This window comes from Mesorhizobium sp. M0659, from assembly GCF_040320605.1.
Lineage (GTDB): Bacteria > Pseudomonadota > Alphaproteobacteria > Rhizobiales > Rhizobiaceae > Mesorhizobium.
In genome coordinates, this window is sequence record NZ_JAMYPY010000020.1 from 15,176 (window position 1) to 33,185 (window position 18,010).

The following is an 18,010-nucleotide window of genomic DNA, read 5'->3' on the forward strand; positions in this document are numbered from 1 at the left end:
AGAGGCTGATGCCGCGCTATGACATGTTAGGCTTGCGGCGAACGGAGGTTGCCATGACCGCATGCATCGTCGGCTGGGCGCATTCGCGCTTCGGCAAGCTTGAAGCCGAGACGCTCGAGGGCCTGATCACAAAGGTCGCGGTCGACGCGCTCGACCATGCCGGCATTGGCCCGGACGAGGTCGACGAGATCGTGCTCGGCCATTTCAACGCCGGCTTCTCCCCTCAGGATTTTACCGCCAGCCTGGTGCTGCAGGCCGATGACCGGCTGCGCTTCAAGCCGGCGACGCGGGTCGAGAACGCCTGCGCCACGGGTTCGGCAGCGGTCCGCCAAGGCATCCGCGCCATCGACGCCAATGCCGCCCGCATCGTGCTGGTGGTCGGCGCCGAGCAGATGACGACGACGCCCGGCCCCGAGATCGGCAAGAACCTGCTCAAGGCTTCCTATCTGCCGGAAGAGGGCGACACGCCGGCCGGTTTTGCCGGCGTCTTCGGCAAGATCGCACAGGCCTATTTCCAGCGTTATGGCGACCAGTCGGATGCGCTGGCGATGATCGCCGCCAAGAACCACAAGAACGGCGTCGACAATCCGTACGCGCAGATGCGCAAGGATTTCGGCTACGAATTCTGCCGCCAGGAAAGCGAGAAGAACCCCTTTGTGGCCGGTCCGCTGAAGCGCACCGACTGCTCCCTGGTTTCCGATGGCGCCGCCGCCCTTGTGCTGACCGACACCTCGACGGCGTTGAAGATGCGCCGCGCCGTCGCCTTCCGCGCCAACGAGCATGTCCAGGATTTCCTGCCGATGTCGAAGCGTGACATCCTGTCCTTCGAAGGCTGCGAGCAGGCCTGGAACCAGGCTTTGAAGAAGGCCGGCGTGACGCTCGACGACCTCTCCTTCGTCGAGACGCATGACTGCTTCACCATTGCCGAGCTGATCGAATATGAGGCGATGGGCCTGGCCAAGCCGGGCGAGGGCGGCAGGCTGGCGCTAGACGGCACGACTGCAAAAGACGGCAGGCTGCCGGTCAACCCTTCGGGCGGGCTGAAGGCCAAGGGCCATCCGATCGGCGCCACCGGTGTGTCGATGCATGTGCTGACCGCCATGCAGTTGACCGGCGAAGCAGGCGGCATCCAGGTGCCGGACGCAAAGCTTGGCGGCATCTTCAACATGGGTGGCGCTGCCGTCGCCAACTACGTTTCCATCCTCGACCGGATCAGGTAGAAGCGGCCCGTATATTTCGGGGTGGTGATGACAAATCCGGTTCTGGTCGAAGTCTTGCGCGGCGCGATCGTCGAGAGCGCCCATCGCGGCGCTGTCGCAATCTTCGACGGTGACGGCAAGCCTGTCCTGGAGATCGGCGATACGGCGCGGCCGGTGTTTCCGCGCTCGGCGGTCAAGGCGATCCAGGCGCTGCCGCTGGTTGAAACGGGTGCTGCCGATGCGTACGGCTTGGGCGACCGCGAACTGGCGCTGGCCTGCGCTTCGCATTCGGGCGAACCCGCGCATGTCGAACTGGCGCAGGCGATGCTGGCCAAGGCCGGGCTCGACAAGTCGGCGCTGGAATGCGGCGCGCATTGGCCGTCGAGCCACGACGCGACGATCGCACTGGCCCGCACAGGCGTCTCGCCGAACGCACTGCACAACAATTGCTCGGGCAAGCATTCCGGATTTCTCTGCACCTGCGTGCACTCAGGGATTGCCCACCAAGGCTACGTCAAGGCAGGCCATGGTTTGCAGGAGATGGTGCGCGACGCCATGCAGGCGGTGACCGGCGCTGCCCACGATGCGGATCACCGGGCAACCGATGGCTGCTCGATCCCCACCTATGCCGTGCCGCTGAAAAGTTTTGCCCTTGGCTTTGCCCGCATGGCGACGGGCAGGAGCCTTGGCCCTGAGCGCGCCAAGGCGGCCAAACGCCTGCTGTCTGCCTGTATGGCCGAGCCTTTCCTGGTCGCCGGCACCGGCAAAGTGGATGTGGCGCTGATGCAGGCCGCGCCCGGCCGCATATTCGTCAAGACGGGCGCCGAGGGTGTCTATTGCGCTGCCGTTCCGGAGCTTGGCCTCGGCATCGCGCTAAAATGTGATGACGGCGCCGGCCGCGCCGCCGAGGTGATGATTGCCGCTGTGCTGGCAAAACTTCTCAGCGCCGACGGCGCACTGGAGGCGAACCTTCTGGAGCGGGCCAATCCGCCGATCGAAAGCCGCATCGGCGCCAAGGTCGGCTCGCTGCGGCCGACGACGGCGCTCAGCTGACCCTGTTTCGCTCGACCGTCAGATGCGCATAGCCGCTTACGCTTGACCGCGCGAGGTCGCCGGTCGCCGGTTCGGCCCAGCGCTGGCCGATGATGGCGCCGTTCTTGGCGCCGTCGATGACGTTGTCGGAAATGATGGCGTTCCCAGCGCCTTCTACCACAGTGACGGCGATGCCGGTTCCGGCCTGACGGATGATGTTTCCCGTCGCCACAACATTGCGCATATAAGCGCCCCAGCCGATCTGCATGCCGTAGAGCGGCGCGTTCTCGATGACATTGCCCGAGACGGTGGTGTCGGCCTCGACGCTGATACCGACGCCGAAGCCCGGCGCGTCGGCGGGGTAAGGGCCGGCGGTCGAGAGGTTGCGCACGATGTTGTTCGAGCAGACACCCATACGGCCGCCCTCGTTGAAATTGACGATCGAGATGCCGTTAGCGGCACCATCGACGATGTTGTTGCCGATGATGGCGCCTTCGAAGGAGAATTCGGAATAGAGCGCCGTTTCGCCCGACCGCGAGCAGGTGTTGCCGGTCATCTGCAGATTGCTGGAACTGTTGGCGCGGATTGCCGAGAAGGCGCAGTCCGAGACGATGTTGCCGGTGACCGAGACATTGCCGGCACGGAATGCGTTGATGCCATTGCCGTTCTGCCCGGTGCCGCCGCTGCGGGCGCCGATCCGCTGCACGCGGTTGCCGCTGACGATCGTGCCGTCCTCGGCCTGCTGCCAGCGATGGACAAGAATGCCGCCATTGCCGCAGTCGGATACGGCATTATCGGATATCGCCAGGCCAGCGGCCTCGACGGAGTAGATGCCGGCGTCCGCAGCCCCCGAAATCTCGGAGCGCTCGACGCGGCCCGACGCATACTCCAGCGCCAGCCCATGCTTGGCGCTGCCGGTGATCGTGCAATTGTCGATGACGAGATGGGCGACGCGGCGCAGGTCGAGCAGGCCTTGCGCATCGTCGGCCAACCCGCCGTTGGCGCCGTCGAAGACCAATGCGGTGAACTCTATATGCTCGGCCTGTTCGGCCGTCAGCAAATGGCCACTGCCGCCATAGAGGATGCGCGAGGCGCCCGGCACGCCCGAAAGCCTGACGCGGGCGGGCAGGGTCAGGTTGGACACGACATAAGAGCCCGGCGGCAGGAACACCGGCGCGTTGCGGTCGCTGGCCTCGGCTAGCATCCTGGCGAAGGCCTTGCTCTGGTCGTCCGGTGCGTCCGGCTCCACGCCAAGCTCGGCGGCATTGATAGAGCCAAGCGCTGCCGTCATCGCCAAGGCGTTGTCCAACGAAACGCCGAGCACCGCAAAGCCGACAGTCCCCTTGAGAAGCGTTCGTCTGTTCAACATCGGCACAGATCCCTGCGATGAAACGGTTCTTCGCAGGAATTGGGCCAGCCGCATAGGCTCCGCTCCGCCGCAGCCCGGTCAATGACCTGGTCCGGCAAGTGGCTTGTGCTGTCACGGAAGCGGGCCTAAGTTTATCCGATGAGCAGAGCTTTTACCCGCGAGGAAGACAGCGAAAACGCCATTGCCGGCATCGGCGAGCGGCCGATCAGCCAACACCGCAATCTGGTGACGGAGCGCGGCCTGGCGATGATCGAGGACAATCTGGCCGATCTGCGCGACATCTTGGCGAAAGCCGAGCGAAAAGCCGATCGCGAGCGCATTGCCGTTGTCTCGCGCGACCTGCGCTACTGGACAGCGCGCCGCGAAAGCGCCGAGCTTTCCGTGCCGGAACCGGGCAGCGATCAGGTGCGCTTCGGCATGGGTGTCACGCTGGAAAGCGATGACGGCAAGAAAGTGCACTGGAAGATCCTCGGCGAGGACGAGGCCGACCCCTCAAAGGGCAGCATCTCACACGTCTCGCCAATGGCCGTGGCGCTGTTCGGCAAGAAAGTCGGCGACGTCGCAAGCGTCAACGGCAAGGAATGGGAAATCGTCAAGCTGTCGGACAGCTAGTCTTCAAGCTTGACGACGTAGTCGCGGAAGAAAGCCGCCGCACCAGCTTCATCGATTTCGCCTGAGGCAACGGCCATAACAAACTCGTAGAGCGTGCCGTCGTCGGCTATCAGGACATGGCCGTTCACGATCAAAAATGCGCCGGCTGCCACGATTGCTGTCCGTTTGTTGCCATCGACAAAAGCATGGTTCCTGGCGATGCCGAAGGTATAGGCGGCTGCGAGATCCTCAATCGAAGGGTCTCCATAGTTGGCCTTGTTTTCGGCGCGTGCGAGCGCAGATTCGAGAGCATTTTCGTCTCTCAAACCTTGCGCTCCGCCATGGCGGCGCAACTGCTCGGCATGCATCGCTTCGACAGCTCGCCGCGTCAGAAATTCCCAGCTCATTCGGCGAGCTTCTGAAGCGCGACCTTGTATTTCTCCATGACCTTTCGGGCAGCTTCCATTTGCCGCTCGAAACTGTCGTCAACTGGCTCGAGGGCAACCCCCCTTTCCGTTTCGACGATCTGAAGTTGATCGCCCGTCTTCAGGTTCAGGCGGTCGAGCATCTCCTTCGGCAGGATCACGCCGTCGGAATTGCCGATCTTGCGAATGGTAGTGTTCATGGCACAGCACCTTGTTACAACGCCAATTCTAACGCGAATAGCGCTGCGTTGCAACAGGGATTATAACAAGCACTTAGCCCGCCAGCAGCCGGTCCAGCAACCGATCCGCAGCCTCCGGGATAACCGTCCCTGGCGGGAAGATTTCCGCGGCACCCGCTTCCAGCACTGCGCCGTAATCCTGCGGCGGGATGACGCCGCCGGCGACGATCAGCATGTCGCTGCGGCCGAGCTTCTTCAGCGCGTCGCGTAGTTCGGGGATCAGCGTCAGGTGCCCCGCCGCCAGCGATGAGGCGCCGATGACATGGACGTCCTGCGCCACCGCCAGCCTGGCGATCTCGTCGGGTGTCTGGAACATCGCGCCGACCGTGACGTCGAAGCCGAGATCGGCGAAGGCCGTGGCGATCACCTTCTGGCCACGGTCGTGGCCGTCCTGTCCCATCTTTGCGACCAGGATGCGCGGCTTGCCGCCGGACTTCTTCTCGAAAGCTTCGAGCTTCTCCAGCAATCGGTCGACCGTCAGATTGTCGCCAAGCGCATTGCGATAAACGCCGGAGATCGTTTGCACCGAGGCGACGTGACGGCCAAAGACCTTTTCGAGCGCCAGCGAGATCTCGCCGACCGTGGCATTGGCGCGCGCGGCGCGGATGGCAAATTCCAGCAGGTTTTCGTTACCCTGCGCAGCGCGGGTCAGCGCATCGAGCGCGCTCTCGACCGCGCCGACATTGCGCGTGCCTTTCAGGTTCTGCAGCTTCGACAATTGCCGGGCCTTGACCTCGGCATTGTCGATCTTCAGCACGTCGACGTCGATGTCGTTCTCGGGGCGATGCGCGTTTACGCCAACCAGTATCTGCTCGCCGGAATCGATACGCGCCTGCGTGCGCGCCGCCGCTTCCTCGATGCGCAGTTTTGGAATGCCCTGTTCGGTTGCCGCCGCCATGCCGCCAAGCGCCTCGACCTCTTCGATATGGGCGAGCGCACGCGCCGCCAGATCGTGCGTCAGCCGTTCGATATAGGCCGAGCCGCCCCACGGATCGATGATGCGGGTGGTGCCGGATTCCTTCTGCAGGATCAACTGCGTGTTGCGGGCGATGCGCGCCGAGTGGTCGGTCGGCAGCGCCATCGCCTCGTCGAACGAGTTGGTGTGCAGCGACTGGGTATGTCCCTGCGTCGCCGCCATCGCCTCGATCATGGTGCGGGTGATGTTGTTGTAGGGGTCCTGCGCCGTCAGCGACCAGCCGGAGGTCTGGCAATGGGTGCGCAGCGACAGCGAGCGTTCATCCTTCGGTGCAAAATTCTTCTGCATCAGGGTCGCCCACAACAGGCGCGCCGCGCGGAGCTTGGCGATCTCCATGAAGAAGTTCATGCCGACCGCCCAGAAGAAGGAAAGCCGCGGGGCAAAACGGTCGATGTCGAGCCCGGCGGCGACGCCGGCGCGGGCATATTCGATGCCGTCGGCGATGGTGTAGGCGAGCTCCAGGTCCGCGGTCGCGCCGGCCTCCTGCATGTGATAGCCGGAGATCGAGATCGAATTGAACTTCGGCATGTGCTGGGAGGTATAGGAGAAGATGTCAGACACGATCCGCATCGAGGGCTTCGGCGGATAGATGTAGGTGTTGCGGACCATGAACTCCTTCAGAATGTCGTTCTGAATGGTGCCGGCGAGATCCTTCTGCGCAACTCCTTGTTCTTCGGCCGCAACGATATAGAGCGCCATGATCGGCAGCACCGCGCCGTTCATGGTCATCGACACCGTCATTTCGTCGAGCGCGATGCCGTCGAACAGCTGGCGCATGTCGAGGATGGAATCGATGGCCACGCCCGCCATGCCGACATCGCCTGATACGCGCGGATGGTCGCTGTCATAGCCGCGATGGGTGGGCAGATCGAAAGCGACCGAAAGGCCCTTTTGGCCGGCGGCGAGATTGCGCCGGTAGAAGGCGTTGGATTCCTCGGCCGTCGAGAAGCCGGCATATTGCCGGATCGTCCACGGCTGCTGGACATACATGGTCGGATAGGGACCGCGCACGAAGGGCGGCATTCCCGGATAGGTGTCGAGATGCGGCAGCCCCTTGAGATCGCCCTGGCTGTAGAGATGCTTGACGGCAATGCCTTCCGGCGTCAGCCGCTGGCCCTTGACCTCGACCGGCGCTCGCCGTGGCGCCGACCAGCCAATATGGCTGAAATCCGGGATCACTGTGCGGCTCCGATTGCCTGGTCGATGCGGACGGGAAACAGCGCCTCGCACACCGCCACGCCCTCTGTGAAAGGCGGCCGCCGCTCAGCCGCCAGCGTCTCGACCGGGGCATCGTTTTTCAGCGGGTAAAGCGTGGTGCCGATGATTGCCCGTTCACCCGACCGGTAGGCCTCGGCGCGGCGCTCGGATGCTGCCTTCACGCGCTTCTGGATATGCCCTTGCTGCAGGCTTGCCAGAACGCTGCCTTCCGCTTCGATCCGCTGGAACTCTTCCCACGCCGCTTCGCACAGGCCCAGGGTCAGCGCCTCGACTGCGCCCGACCCAAATGCTGGGTCGGCGACATGGTCGATATGGCTTTCATTGGCCATGATCAACTGCGCATTGCGGGCGATGCGGCGGGCAAAGCCGGCCGGCAGCCCGAGGGCGATGGTGTGTGGCAGGATGGAGATTGAGTCCGCGCCGCCTGCTGCCGCTGCAAAGCTTGCGATGGTGGTGCGCAGGATGTTGGTTTCGGCATCCGCCGCCGTCATCATGCGGAACGACGTCTCGGCATGGATGTTGGCTGTCGATGCCGGGATGGAACAGGTTTCCTGGATGCGCGCCCACAGCCTGCGCAACGCCCGGACCTTGGCCATCGACAGGAACTGGTCCTGGTCGACGCTCAGCGCAAAGCCGATATGGGGAGCGGCATAGACAAGCGGCTGGCGCGCATCCTCGAACATCCTGAGGTAGGAGACGGCGGAAGCGAGCATGGTGCCGAGTTCCTGCGCCTCCGTGGCGCCGGCATTGTGGAACACTCGCCCATCCGCCTCCAGCAGCACACCCGGCACGCCCAGCGAGAAGAAATGCGCCAGTGATTGCGGCATCGATGCCTGCAACGCCTCGATCGACATGCGCAGCCGGCCGGTTCCGGCAAAGATTGCCGCCGGGTCGATGCCGAAGGAGAGGTTCAGCTTTGCCGGGTCGGAGCGGCGCTTGCTCAGGAACGCCACCAGCCAGTCGGCAACGGCACGGCTCCAGGGATGGGCGTCGATGCGGATCTGCGTGCGGTTTAGCGGTACGCCGTCCAGCACCGTCTCCAGCGCCTGCGCCGTCCTCGGCAGGCCATAGCCGAACGCATTCGGAGCACCTTCGAAGACAAGCGACAATCCCGTCGCGCCTTGTGCCACATCGTCCAGGGCCTGCGCCTTGGCGCGGCCGATATCGGGATCGTCAATGCGCTGGCTGACAATCCAGGGAAATTTGGGGTTGGCGCGCACAAGCGGCTCGGCGCCGCCGGCGCGATCGTAGAGCGGTTCGATGCGAATCTGATCGTCGGTATGCGAGACTAGTTTTTCCTCGAAGGAGGCGCCGGCGAGCGCCTTTTCGGCCAAGGCCAGCCAACGCTGGCGCTCGACGTCAGCGGGTTCGACACTCCTGGTCAAGGCTCCGGCGCCCATCCATGCTCCTCGTTTTTATGCGGCCGCACCAGCGTCAGCCGTCCAGTCTACGGTTCCCTGCCAGATATCGCAATGCAATGCGCTTGCGCGGTTGGGATTCGCTTCCCTGACATAGGGCAGCCTGCGTGGACGAACCATGAACGATTGCCAAACAGCGGCAAAATCCGCAAGCTCCAAAAAACCGATTTGGAGGATTGGTTCAATTTAGACGATTGGCCCAATCTGGATGAATAGCCAACTGGATGGATAGCCCAATTGGAGAATAGCATTGTCGCTGCGCAATGGCCTGACTATACCCTGCGGCACGGCCACAGGCTTTTAACACATCAGTTTGCGGAGACATGGCCATATGGCTGACGACACCAGCATTTTCCTCGGCGCCAGCCGCAAGCCCGACGACAGCTATCAGCGCGCCGAACAGCTCTTGCTGCAATATGGCAACCGCCATGGCCTGATCACCGGCGCCACCGGCACCGGCAAGACGGTTAGCCTGCAGATCCTGGCCGAGGGGTTTTCCAATGCCGGCGTGCCTGTGTTCTGCGCCGATATCAAGGGCGACCTGTCCGGCATCGCCATGATGGGCAAGGCGCAGGATTTCCTGGTCAAGCGGGCCGAGCAGGTCAAGCTCGATCCCTATGATTTCCAGGAATTCCCGGTCATCTTCTGGGATCTGTTCGGCGAGCAGGGTCACCCGATCCGCGCCACCGTCTCGGAAATGGGGCCGCTGCTTCTGTCGCGGCTGATGAACCTCTCCGAAGCGCAGGAAGGCATCATGAACATCGCCTTCCGCATCGCCGATGAGGATGGCCTGCTGCTGCTCGACATGAAGGATCTGCAGGCGCTGCTGGCCAACATCGCCGAGCGCGCCGACGAGATCAGCTCGCGCTACGGCAATGTCACCAAGCCGTCGGTCGGCGCAATCCAGCGCACGCTTCTGGTGCTGGAACAGCAGGGCGCGGCGCATTTCTTCGGCGAACCGGCCTTGCGCATCGCCGACATCATGCGCACTACCCGCGACGGCCGTGGCGCCATCAGCGTGCTTGCCGCCGACAGACTGATGATGAACCCCAGGCTCTACGCCACCTTCCTGCTCTGGCTGATGTCGGAGCTGTTTGAGGAATTGCCCGAGGTTGGCGATCCCGACAGGCCGAAGCTGGTGTTCTTCTTCGACGAGGCGCATCTGCTTTTCGACGAAGCGCCGAAGGTGCTGATCGACCGCGTCGAGCAGGTGGTTCGCTTGATCCGCTCGAAAGGCGTCGGCGTCTATTTCGTCACGCAGAACCCCTTGGATATCCCTGAAAAGGTTCTCGCCCAGCTCGGTAATCGTGTCCAGCACGCGCTGCGCGCCTATACGCCGCGTGAGCAGCAGGCGGTCAAGACCGCCGCCGACACCTTCCGGCCCAATCCCGATTTCGACTGCGCCACCGCCATCACCCAGCTCGGCACCGGCGAGGCGCTGGTCTCGACGCTGGAAGCCAAGGGCGTGCCGTCCATGGTGCAGCGGACATTGATCCGGCCGCCGTCGTCCAGGCTTGGCCCGATCACGGCGGACGAGCGCCGCAAGCTGATCGACCAGAGCCCGGTCGCGGGCCAGTACGACCAGACCATCGACCGCGAATCGGCCTTCGAGATGCTGCAGAAGAAAGCCGTGGGCGCGCAGGAGGCGGAAGAACAGGCACAGCCGGCCGACAGCGGCCGCTCACGCTGGACCATCCCCGGCTTCGGCAATGACGATTCGCCGCCGCAGCAATCAGGCGGTCGCCGGCCCCCTGCGCCAAGGCCGTCCAACCGCCAGACGGTGGCCGAAGCCGCGATCAAGGCTGTCGTGCGTTCGGTCGGCTCGTCGGTCGGCCGCGCGATCGTGCGCGGGATTCTGGGCAGCCTGTCCAGGGGGCGGTGAAAAGTGTCGGCCAGCCCGCCTCGGACATGATCAGCGGCCAAAATATCGCCATCGACGGCGGTTGGTAAGGGATGGCCGGCCTCCCGGAACTGCGCGACGACCGCGCCCGTCTGGTCCTGGCGCCGCAAAAGGGCGCGGCGATCGCCCGCTTCGATGCACTGGTCGGCGGCGCAACGGTGCCGCTGCTCCGCCCCGACGATGGCACCGGCGCCTCCGGCTGCCAGCTTCTGGTTCCCTGGTCGAACCGCATCTCAGGCGGCGGTTTCGCCTTCGACGGCCGCTTCCATGCGATCGAGCCGAACGTGCCGGGGGAGGCCTTTCCAATCCATGGCGACGGCTTCCAGAGGGAGTGGCGGATTGCCAGCCACAGCGCCACCGAGGCGGAACTGGTCCTCGACGCCGGTGAAATCGGCCCCTACCGATATACGGCGCGGGTCGCCTATGCGCTGCATGACGGAGCCTTGGACGCCACGCTCACCGTGGAGAATCGCACCGGCATTCGCCTGCCTTACGGGCTCGGCTTTCATCCCTGGTTCCCGCGCAGCGCCGGAACGACGCTCAAGGCGAAGGCGGCGCGGGTCTGGCTGGAGGACAAGCATCATCTGCCGGTCGGCGTGGCGCCGGTGGCCGATTACCCCGCGTGGAATTTCTCGAACGCCTCCCTGTTGCCGCGAAGCTGGGTCAACAACGCCTTCGACGGCTGGGACCGCCGCGCCAGGATCACCCGGCCCGAGGACAGGATCGCCATCTCGCTCACCGCCTCGCCATTGCTCGACGTCTTCATCCTCTATTCGCCGTCGCAGGATGCCGATTTCTTCTGCTTCGAGCCGGTGTCGCATACCGTCGATGCGCATCACGGCAAAGGGCTGACCCCGCTTGAGCACGGCGCTACGCTGAGTGCAAGCATGCGCCTCGATTGGCGTTCCGCTGCTTCGCTCTGATGCGTCATGTGCACACCCACTCGCGGATCTTGCATTTTTGTCCGTTCCGCTCGCACGCCTGCAGTGTCAGGTCTTCGGCATCCCGGCGTGTTTGCGCCGTCTCGGCGCCCCAACTGGTCAGCCGACCTTCCGGCTTCTCGCCTACGGCGAGGGCGCCGCAATGCTTGTAGGGAAAGCCGGTATTGTCGTCATCATCCCAATGGCGATGATTGCGGAATACGCTGACCACGGCGCAGCTGCCGCCGCCGGCGTTCTGGCAATGCTTCAGCGCGATGTCCATCGCCTCCTGCCGCTTGTCGGCGCCCCAAAAGAAGCCGTGCTTCTCGTCGGGGCTCGAATAGGCGATCGCCGCCCAGATGCCTCTCTCCTCCTGGGCCGGCGGCTCGGGCACGTCCGCCGCCGGGGCGAGGTCCGCCGCGCCCAGCCGCCCGGCGCAAAGCAACAGCATGCCGACCGCCGCAATAGCGGAATTAACCCTCATTGTACGCCTCCTTGTTTTCCTGCTGCCGAGGCCACGGAAATGACGACGCAGCTGTTGCCGGTTGGCAGCAGCATCGCGTTGCCCCCTCCATTGGCCAGTTCGTAGACGCTGATTTGTCCAAGATTGTTGGCAAGCTTGCTGTCTTTCGGAAGCAGGGCCGGAACATCGGCGCAATTGGCCGCGAATGGCGCCACCCTGACCATCGTACCTTCGCAAACGGTTGCGGTGGGTGCCGCGAACACCAGGCCTGCCGCCGGGCCGCTGTAGCCCTGTGTGGCGTAGTTCATGCCGACCAGGGCTTCCACGAGGTGTTTGTCGGGGGCCTCGTTGTTCCAGATCGACTGGACGCTGTACGTCGTGCCGGTTGTCAGCATCTGCCCAAGGGCTGGGAAAATGTTGGAACAAGACTGCAAGCCTGCCTCTTTGGCGTGTTGCAGAAATGGCGTCTCGGCCAGGGCCGGATTGGGCTGGTTGGTCTCCGCGACCGCCGGCTGCGGCAATAAATTGTGGAGCAGGTCGTAGCGCATGGCCGCGAAGCCGGCCGTGGCGACGACGGCAATGGCGAGCAACGAGAAGACAGCGGTCCTCGCGCGGTTTCGTTGCGGTCTGCTCCGGTCTTCGATGCCGACCCGGACAGCATCCTTTCCCTGGTTGCGGGCCATTATCCGGTCATGGATCGATTGCTGGTTCATCGCGATTGCCTCGTCAATTGATCGCCGCAACGGCCGCGGCCAAGCCCTTGAGGGTCGCGGTTACGTTGATCGTCCTGCCATCCGTGGTCGGAAAGGAGATGACGGATGCCGCGGCCTTCGAAATCTGTTCGCGCATGATCGGACCAACCGGCAGCATGCCGACGCAGACGGCCTGATTGCATCCGTCGAGTTGAATTTTTATCGGCTCCTTGCGCCCCTCGAATGTCAGCGAGACAGGAGCGTCGCTCTTGGCGATCGGCGGGGCGCGCAAGATCATGTAGGGGTTGCCTTCCTTGGTGGCGGCAAGCGACCAGCTGAACGCAACCTGTCCTGCCTGGTCCTCGATGATCTGGGTGACATTGCAGACCTTTTGGCGCGCCTTCAGGTTCTCGTCGCAGATCAGCGTCCAGTTCTCGAACGGACGGGTGGTCCGTTGATACTCGCCAAGCTTCGCATCCGCAGGGATCGCTAAGTCGGAAGGTTTTACCCTGTAGCCGGAAGGGATCGCTTCCTGCCCGGCCGCTAACGGGCCGGACAGGAGCATTGACGTCATGGATATCGCGACAGCAAGGACTGCCTGCCTGATCATGGCCGGGCTCTAGTTCAGCGTAAGACTGACGCCCGCGCCGACACCCCAGTGTCCGCCTGCCGTCGTACCGGACAGGTTCGCTCGAACACGTCCTTCCTCGCTGGTGTAGCCGGCGCCGAAGGCCAGGGCGCCTTCACCGCGCCAATAGCCTCCGCCGGCGGCCACGCTCAGCTTGCCGGGACGATCGTCGTAGCGCAGCGAGCCGGCCGCCAAGCCGATTGCCGCAGCCTGGCGCGCCTCGCCCCTGACCTCTCCCATGTCCATGTTGAGCTGGCTGAGTTTGGAGTCCGCATACGCATTGGCTTGCTGCAGCGTGGTGGCCGCCACCTGGTTGGTGTAGTTCTTCGAATTGTCCAGGTTGAGTGCTAACCCGCTGTTGAACTGCTGAACATGACCGCATCGGTGTTGGCAACGCCCGCCCCGACATTGTGGATGACCACCGGCGTGTTCGGGTCGCCGCCGGCAAGGGTAATCGAGTTGGACTTGTTGCCGTTCCCGTCCTTGTCGTACTGGACGGCGAACTGATTCAGGTCGCCGACGCTACCCTGCATGGCTTCGACCGCCTGGTTGGTGGCGAAGAGCTGGCTGCCGTTGATGGCGTCGGTGGAGGTGCCGCTGATCCGGCCCGCCGCGACATTGGTGACGGTGCGCTCGTTGCCGACGGTGCCGACGCTGACCGTGCTGGTCGGAGCTGTTCCGGCGAAGGTATAGGCAACGCCGTTGATCGTGGTGCCGGTGGTGGCGACCGCCGCCGCCGTCGTCGAGCCCGCGCCGAGCGCGACGCTGCCCGGCTCGTTGGCCTTTGCGCCGGCGCCGAGCGCCACCGCCTGCGCTCCGTTGGTGGTCGCGTTGGTGCCGAGCGCGATGCTGTCGGCCTGGTTGACGGTCGAGTTCTGGCCGATCGCAATGCCTCCCGGCGCCGTCTGCTGCACGATGGCGCCGTTGCCGATGCCGATGCCATTGTCGCCGTTGACGGTGGTGCGCGGACCGACCGCAACCGAATCGACGCCGACCGCGAGCGAATCCGCTGCCGTCGAATTGGCGTGGAAGTACAGGCTCCCCGTCACCGCGAACGAGCTCAGCGCGCCCTTCAACTGGCGAAGCGTGACCGCATCCTGGTCCTGCGTGCCGTCGGCCACGTTGATGATCTGGCGATAGGAGGTGGAGGTGCCGACCGAGACGGCGCCGAGCAGGCTCATGTCCGCGGTGTTGTAGGGAATGAGGCCGGTGCCGGAGAGGATCGATCCCGAGACGGGCGCGACCGCCCGGTCCGAAACCGAGCCGGCGCCGAGCGCCACGCCGCCGATGACGCTGGCCTGGGTGTCGCGGCCGAGCGCCAGCGCATTGTCGGCGCTCGCGGTCGCCTGGTAGCCGAGGGCGGACGAGCCGATCCCTTGCGCGAAGGAGTCCGCGACGGCGAGCGTCCGGTCGTTGGTGCGCACATAGCGTATGCCGTCGCCATTGGCGTCGGTGTAGGCCAGCGAGGTGTCGCCGGTAATGTTGCTGATCGAATTGCCGAGATTGGTTATGTCAGCCGTGTTGGCGGCAATGTCGGTCGTGTTCTGCGTCACCTGCTGGTTGGTCGCAAACAGCTGCGAACCATTGACCGCATCGGTCGAGGAGCCGCTCAACTGCCCGGCCGCGACATTCTGGATCTGGCGTTCCGCGCCCACCGAGCCGACCGAAAACGCTCCCGCCGGCGTGGTTCCGGCGAAGGTGTAGGCAACGCCGCCGATCGTGGTGCCGCCGACCGCCGTCGTCACGGTCGACACCGCATTCGCGCCGATCGCCACGTCGCCGGCATTGTTGGCAACAGCATTCGGGCCGATGGCAACGGAATCCGTCCCCAGCGCCTGCGAATCCGCCAGCGTCGAATTGGCGTGGAAATACTTGATGCCGCCACCGGTGCTGATGCTGTTGATCGTGTTGCCGAGATTGGTGATGTCGGCGGTGTTGGCGGCGATGGCCGTCGTGTTCTGCGTCACCTGCTGGTTGGTGGCGAAGAGCTGCGAGCCGTTGATCGCGTCGGTCGACGAATTGCTGAGCCGGCCCGCCGCGACATTGGTGATGGTGCGTTCCGCGCCGACCGCGCCGACGCTGACGGTGCTTGCCGGCGTCGTGCCGGCGAAGTTGTAGGCGACGCCGCCGATCGTCGTGCCGGCGGTGCCGACCGCCGCGGCGGTTACCGAGCCCGAGCCGAGCGCCACGTCGCCGGCGTTGCTGGCGTTGGCGAGGGCGCCCAGCGCGATTGCATTCTGGGCGCCGGCATTCGCTCCTACGCCGAGAGCGGTCGCTTGAAAGGCGGTTGCAAACGCGTTCTGGCCGATCGCGGTGCTGGACGTGGCTGTGGCATTGGCGTTGGCGCCGACGGCGGTGCTGTATTGGCCCGAGGCCTTGGAGATGTATCCCATCGCCGTTGCGTCAAGCGCCGATGCGACGGCGCCGCTGCCGAAGGCCGAGGCGTTGGCGTCGGAGGCGCTCGAATTGGTGCCGGCCGCGATGGCGTTTGTCCCCGTCGCGGTCGCGACTGGTCCGATAGCAACGGAGTCCGTGCCCGTTGCGGACGAGTCCGCCGCCGTCGAATTGGCGTGGAAATACTTGATGCCGCCACCGGTGCTGATGCTGTTGATCGTGTTGCCGAGATTGGTGATGTCGGCGGTGTTGGCGGCGATGGCCGTCGTGTTCTGCGTCACCTGCTGGTTGGTGGCGAAGAGCTGCGAGCCATTGATGGCGTCGGTCGACGAATTGCTGAGCCGGCCCGCCGCGACATTGGTGATGGTCCGCTCCGCGCCGAGCGCGCCGACGCTGACAGTGCTCGTCGGCGTCGTGCCGGCGAAGCTGTAGGCCGTGCCGCCGATCGTCGCGCCGCTGGTGCCGACCGCCGTCGCGGTCACCGAGCCCGAACCGAGCGCTACGTCGCCGGAGCTTGCCGTCGCCGTCGCGCCGTTGCCCAGCGCGACATTGCCGGCAAGGCCGGCTGCACCCGCCGTCGAGCCATTGCCCAGCGCCACGGAGCCTTGCCCGACGGCCTTGTTGTTGTTGCCGATGGCAACCGCGCCTGCGGCCTGGTTTGCGGCTGTGGCGGTTGCCGTGCCGTCGCTGTTGGCGATGTTGTTGGCGCCGCCGGTGAAGGCGCCGGTGCCGCTGGCATAGCTCGGATCGCCGATGGAGACCGCGCCGTTGCCGTAAGCCGTGTTGCCCGAACCGATGGAGACGGCCTTGCCGCCGGTTGCCACCGCATTGGTGCCCATGGCGACCGCTTCGGCCGAATCCGCCTTGGCGTTGTTGCCCACGGCGATGGCGCTCGTGGCGCTGGCGGTGGAGAGGGCGCCCAGCGCAACCGCATTCTGGGCGCCGGCATTCGCTCCTACGCCGAAAGCGGATGCTTGAACGCCGGTTGCAAACGCGTTCTGGCCGATCGCCGTGCTGGACGTGGCGGTGGCGTTTGCGTTGGCGCCGACTGCGGTGCTGTATTGGCCCGAGGCCTTGGATATGTACCCCATCGCCGTTGCGTCAAGCGCCGACGCGACGGCCTCACGTCCTACGGCAGCGGAATCGGCGCCGCTGGCGACAGATCCCCAGCCTGCGGCTGTCGCATAGTTGTTGCTGGCCGTGGAACTGGTGCCGAGGGCTGTGGAATTGCCTCCCGAAGCAACGGACAAGGTGCCCAAGGCATTGGCGCCTGCCCCGGTGGCACTGGCCTGGACGCCGAGGGCAACGGAATTGACACCGCTCGAGATCGTACCTTGGCCAAGTGCCATCGCTCCGCCTGTACCGGAGGCTGCCGCATTCAGGCCGATTGCGACGCCGTATTGGGTCGACGCACTGGCGTTGCTTCCCATCGCAACGGCATCGGCGGAAGATGCTTTCGCGGCGGTGCCGAGCGCGACGGCAGAAGCGCCGGAAGAGACCGAATTCGTGCCGATCGCGATGCTGTTGGGCAGTGCGGTGTTGGCCTGAACACCCGCCAGTGCGCCGACGCCGAATGCGATGGACTGGTTGCCCCAGGCACTGGCGGTGTTGCCCATCGCCGTTGCGCTCGTTCCGGTCGCTTTGGTCAGGACGCCTATGGCAACGGTGTTTTGCTGATTTGCCGTGACATCCGTACCAAGGGCGATGGCGCCCTGCGAGAGCGCGCCTGATCCCGCGAGGGTGCGCCCGCCAATGTTGATGGAGTTGATGCTGGTCGCAGTCGCCTGGAATCCAATGGCGACGGCATTCTGGTTGCTTGCGACAGCGCTGTTACCTTGGGCAATCGAATCCACGCCGGATGCCGTTGCCCCGAACCCGAGCGCCGTGGCGCGCAACCCGGTCGCCCGGGTAACAGGGCCGATCGCCGTCGAGTTGACTCCGTCGGCACGCGCATTATTGCCAAAGGCGGCCGCGCTTGTGGTTGCAACCGAATTGACGCCAATCGCGCTTGCTGCGTCCCCGTTGGCCTTGGCGTTCCCGCCCACGGCGAGGGCATTGACGCCGGTTGCGCCTGCGAAGACACCTATGCCTATGGAATTGAGGCCATTGACACCCATCGCATAGCCGATGGCGATCGTGCCGTCCCCCGTTGCACTGTTGGAACTGCCCAACGCCACGCTGTTGTTGCCATTCGTCGCGGCGCCGTTACCGATGGCGACGGCGTTGCCGCCGGTCGCCGAACCGCCGCCAGCCTGATATTGTGCCTGGGCCGGTGTGGCGAGGCCGAGCGCGGCGATCGCGGCCAGGCCGCCGAGCACGCTGGCCGGGCTCACGCCACAGGCCAGAGCCGAACGCACGCTGGTGCCGCTTCCCAATGTTCCCAGACCCATATTCTTGCGACCGAATCCAAGAACCCGGTGAGCCATGCGCAGCACCGCCATCAGGCGGCGCCGCACCGAGCGGCTGTCGGCCGCGCCCGCGATCCAGTTTCCGACAAAGCTTGAAGAAACTTCGATCCTTCGCCGCCCCTCGATGCATTTGGTCAT

General features: G+C 64.7%; 15 protein-coding genes. 5 read left to right on the plus strand and 10 right to left on the minus strand.

The window, feature by feature from the left end; all coding sequences use genetic code 11:
* The first annotated feature begins 53 nt into the window (after positions 1 to 53).
* Both NKI31_RS25380 and NKI31_RS25385 read left to right on the plus strand, forming a co-directional pair.
* Positions 54 to 1,220 carry an acetyl-CoA acetyltransferase gene (locus NKI31_RS25380; RefSeq protein WP_023832436.1) on the plus strand — a complete coding sequence of 389 codons (1,167 nt, stop codon included), beginning with the start codon at positions 54 to 56 and terminating at the stop codon, positions 1,218 to 1,220.
* A 27-nt stretch (positions 1,221 to 1,247) separates the two neighbouring features.
* Positions 1,248 to 2,252 (plus strand): asparaginase, encoded by a 1,005-nt coding sequence (locus tag NKI31_RS25385; RefSeq protein ID WP_352652854.1) that lies wholly within the window; start codon positions 1,248 to 1,250, stop codon positions 2,250 to 2,252.
* Here NKI31_RS25385 and NKI31_RS25390 read toward each other — a convergent pair.
* The gene (locus NKI31_RS25390; RefSeq protein WP_352652855.1) at positions 2,245 to 3,600 is read right to left on the minus strand and encodes a TIGR03808 family TAT-translocated repetitive protein; all 1,356 of its coding nucleotides are present in this window, start codon (positions 3,598 to 3,600) and stop codon (positions 2,245 to 2,247) included. The genes NKI31_RS25385 and NKI31_RS25390 overlap by 8 nt on opposite strands.
* A gap of 138 nt (positions 3,601 to 3,738) precedes the next feature.
* Here NKI31_RS25390 and greA point away from each other — a divergent pair, with 138 nt between their 5' ends.
* Positions 3,739 to 4,212 carry a transcription elongation factor GreA gene (greA, locus tag NKI31_RS25395; RefSeq protein ID WP_352652856.1) on the plus strand — a complete coding sequence of 158 codons (474 nt, stop codon included), beginning with the start codon at positions 3,739 to 3,741 and terminating at the stop codon, positions 4,210 to 4,212.
* Here greA and NKI31_RS25400 read toward each other — a convergent pair.
* From NKI31_RS25400 to NKI31_RS25415, 4 genes are all read right to left on the minus strand, one after another.
* Complete coding sequence (locus NKI31_RS25400) at positions 4,209 to 4,598, minus strand: type II toxin-antitoxin system death-on-curing family toxin (RefSeq protein ID WP_352652857.1); 390 nt, start codon at positions 4,596 to 4,598, stop codon at positions 4,209 to 4,211. The genes greA and NKI31_RS25400 overlap by 4 nt on opposite strands.
* Positions 4,595 to 4,816 (minus strand): AbrB/MazE/SpoVT family DNA-binding domain-containing protein, encoded by a 222-nt coding sequence (locus NKI31_RS25405; protein ID WP_352652858.1) that lies wholly within the window; start codon positions 4,814 to 4,816, stop codon positions 4,595 to 4,597. Before NKI31_RS25405 ends, NKI31_RS25400 begins: the two co-directional genes overlap by 4 nt.
* Positions 4,817 to 4,889: 73 nt before the next feature.
* Positions 4,890 to 7,010 carry a methylmalonyl-CoA mutase gene (gene scpA / locus NKI31_RS25410; protein ID WP_352652860.1) on the minus strand — a complete coding sequence of 707 codons (2,121 nt, stop codon included), beginning with the start codon at positions 7,008 to 7,010 and terminating at the stop codon, positions 4,890 to 4,892.
* Complete coding sequence (locus NKI31_RS25415; protein ID WP_352652861.1) at positions 7,007 to 8,449, minus strand: methylmalonyl-CoA mutase subunit beta; 1,443 nt, start codon at positions 8,447 to 8,449, stop codon at positions 7,007 to 7,009. The genes scpA and NKI31_RS25415 overlap by 4 nt, the downstream gene beginning before the upstream one ends.
* Before the next feature lie 349 nt (positions 8,450 to 8,798).
* On the opposite strand from NKI31_RS25415, the gene NKI31_RS25420 reads away from it, so the two are divergent.
* The gene (locus NKI31_RS25420; protein ID WP_023670753.1) at positions 8,799 to 10,349 is read left to right on the plus strand and encodes a helicase HerA-like C-terminal domain-containing protein; all 1,551 of its coding nucleotides are present in this window, start codon (positions 8,799 to 8,801) and stop codon (positions 10,347 to 10,349) included.
* Between the two features lie 71 nt (positions 10,350 to 10,420).
* Complete coding sequence (locus NKI31_RS25425; RefSeq protein WP_023670754.1) at positions 10,421 to 11,290, plus strand: aldose 1-epimerase; 870 nt, start codon at positions 10,421 to 10,423, stop codon at positions 11,288 to 11,290.
* 4 nt (positions 11,291 to 11,294) lie between these two features.
* Here the strand turns inward: NKI31_RS25425 and NKI31_RS25430 are convergent, their stop codons facing one another.
* From NKI31_RS25430 to NKI31_RS25450, 5 genes are read right to left on the minus strand one after another with little or no spacing between them, the layout of a single operon-like run.
* Positions 11,295 to 11,771: a DUF4189 domain-containing protein gene (locus tag NKI31_RS25430; RefSeq protein ID WP_023684561.1), complete on the minus strand. Its 477-nt coding sequence runs from the start codon at positions 11,769 to 11,771 to the stop codon at positions 11,295 to 11,297.
* A complete protein-coding gene (locus NKI31_RS25435; protein ID WP_352652862.1) occupies positions 11,768 to 12,463 on the minus strand; it encodes a hypothetical protein in 696 nt (231 codons plus the stop codon). Before NKI31_RS25435 ends, NKI31_RS25430 begins: the two co-directional genes overlap by 4 nt.
* Positions 12,464 to 12,476: 13 nt before the next feature.
* Positions 12,477 to 13,052: an invasion associated locus B family protein gene (locus NKI31_RS25440; protein ID WP_352652863.1), complete on the minus strand. Its 576-nt coding sequence runs from the start codon at positions 13,050 to 13,052 to the stop codon at positions 12,477 to 12,479.
* Between the two features lie 9 nt (positions 13,053 to 13,061).
* Positions 13,062 to 13,379 carry a YadA-like family protein gene (locus NKI31_RS25445; protein ID WP_352652864.1) on the minus strand — a complete coding sequence of 106 codons (318 nt, stop codon included), beginning with the start codon at positions 13,377 to 13,379 and terminating at the stop codon, positions 13,062 to 13,064.
* Positions 13,380 to 13,417: 38 nt separating this feature from the next.
* On the minus strand, positions 13,418 to 18,010 hold the full coding sequence (locus NKI31_RS25450; RefSeq protein WP_352652865.1) for a beta strand repeat-containing protein: 4,593 nt from the start codon (positions 18,008 to 18,010) through the stop codon (positions 13,418 to 13,420).

Excerpts from the sequence above, each read along its gene's own strand:
- NKI31_RS25380 (WP_023832436.1), top strand. The coding sequence starts at position 54 with ATGACCGCATGCATCGTCGGCTGGGCGCATTCGCGCTTCGGCAAGCTT.
- NKI31_RS25385 (WP_352652854.1), top strand. The coding sequence starts at position 1,248 with ATGACAAATCCGGTTCTGGTCGAAGTCTTGCGCGGCGCGATCGTCGAG.
- NKI31_RS25390 (WP_352652855.1), bottom strand. The coding sequence starts at position 3,600 with ATGTTGAACAGACGAACGCTTCTCAAGGGGACTGTCGGCTTTGCGGTG.
- greA (WP_352652856.1), top strand. The coding sequence starts at position 3,739 with ATGAGCAGAGCTTTTACCCGCGAGGAAGACAGCGAAAACGCCATTGCC.
- NKI31_RS25400 (WP_352652857.1), bottom strand. The coding sequence starts at position 4,598 with ATGAGCTGGGAATTTCTGACGCGGCGAGCTGTCGAAGCGATGCATGCC.
- NKI31_RS25405 (WP_352652858.1), bottom strand. The coding sequence starts at position 4,816 with ATGAACACTACCATTCGCAAGATCGGCAATTCCGACGGCGTGATCCTG.
- NKI31_RS25415 (WP_352652861.1), bottom strand. The coding sequence starts at position 8,449 with ATGGGCGCCGGAGCCTTGACCAGGAGTGTCGAACCCGCTGACGTCGAG.
- NKI31_RS25420 (WP_023670753.1), top strand. The coding sequence starts at position 8,799 with ATGGCTGACGACACCAGCATTTTCCTCGGCGCCAGCCGCAAGCCCGAC.
- NKI31_RS25425 (WP_023670754.1), top strand. The coding sequence starts at position 10,421 with ATGGCCGGCCTCCCGGAACTGCGCGACGACCGCGCCCGTCTGGTCCTG.
- NKI31_RS25430 (WP_023684561.1), bottom strand. The coding sequence starts at position 11,771 with ATGAGGGTTAATTCCGCTATTGCGGCGGTCGGCATGCTGTTGCTTTGC.
- NKI31_RS25435 (WP_352652862.1), bottom strand. The coding sequence starts at position 12,463 with ATGAACCAGCAATCGATCCATGACCGGATAATGGCCCGCAACCAGGGA.
- NKI31_RS25440 (WP_352652863.1), bottom strand. The coding sequence starts at position 13,052 with ATGATCAGGCAGGCAGTCCTTGCTGTCGCGATATCCATGACGTCAATG.
- NKI31_RS25450 (WP_352652865.1), bottom strand. The coding sequence starts at position 18,010 with ATGACCAAATGCATCGAGGGGCGGCGAAGGATCGAAGTTTCTTCAAGC.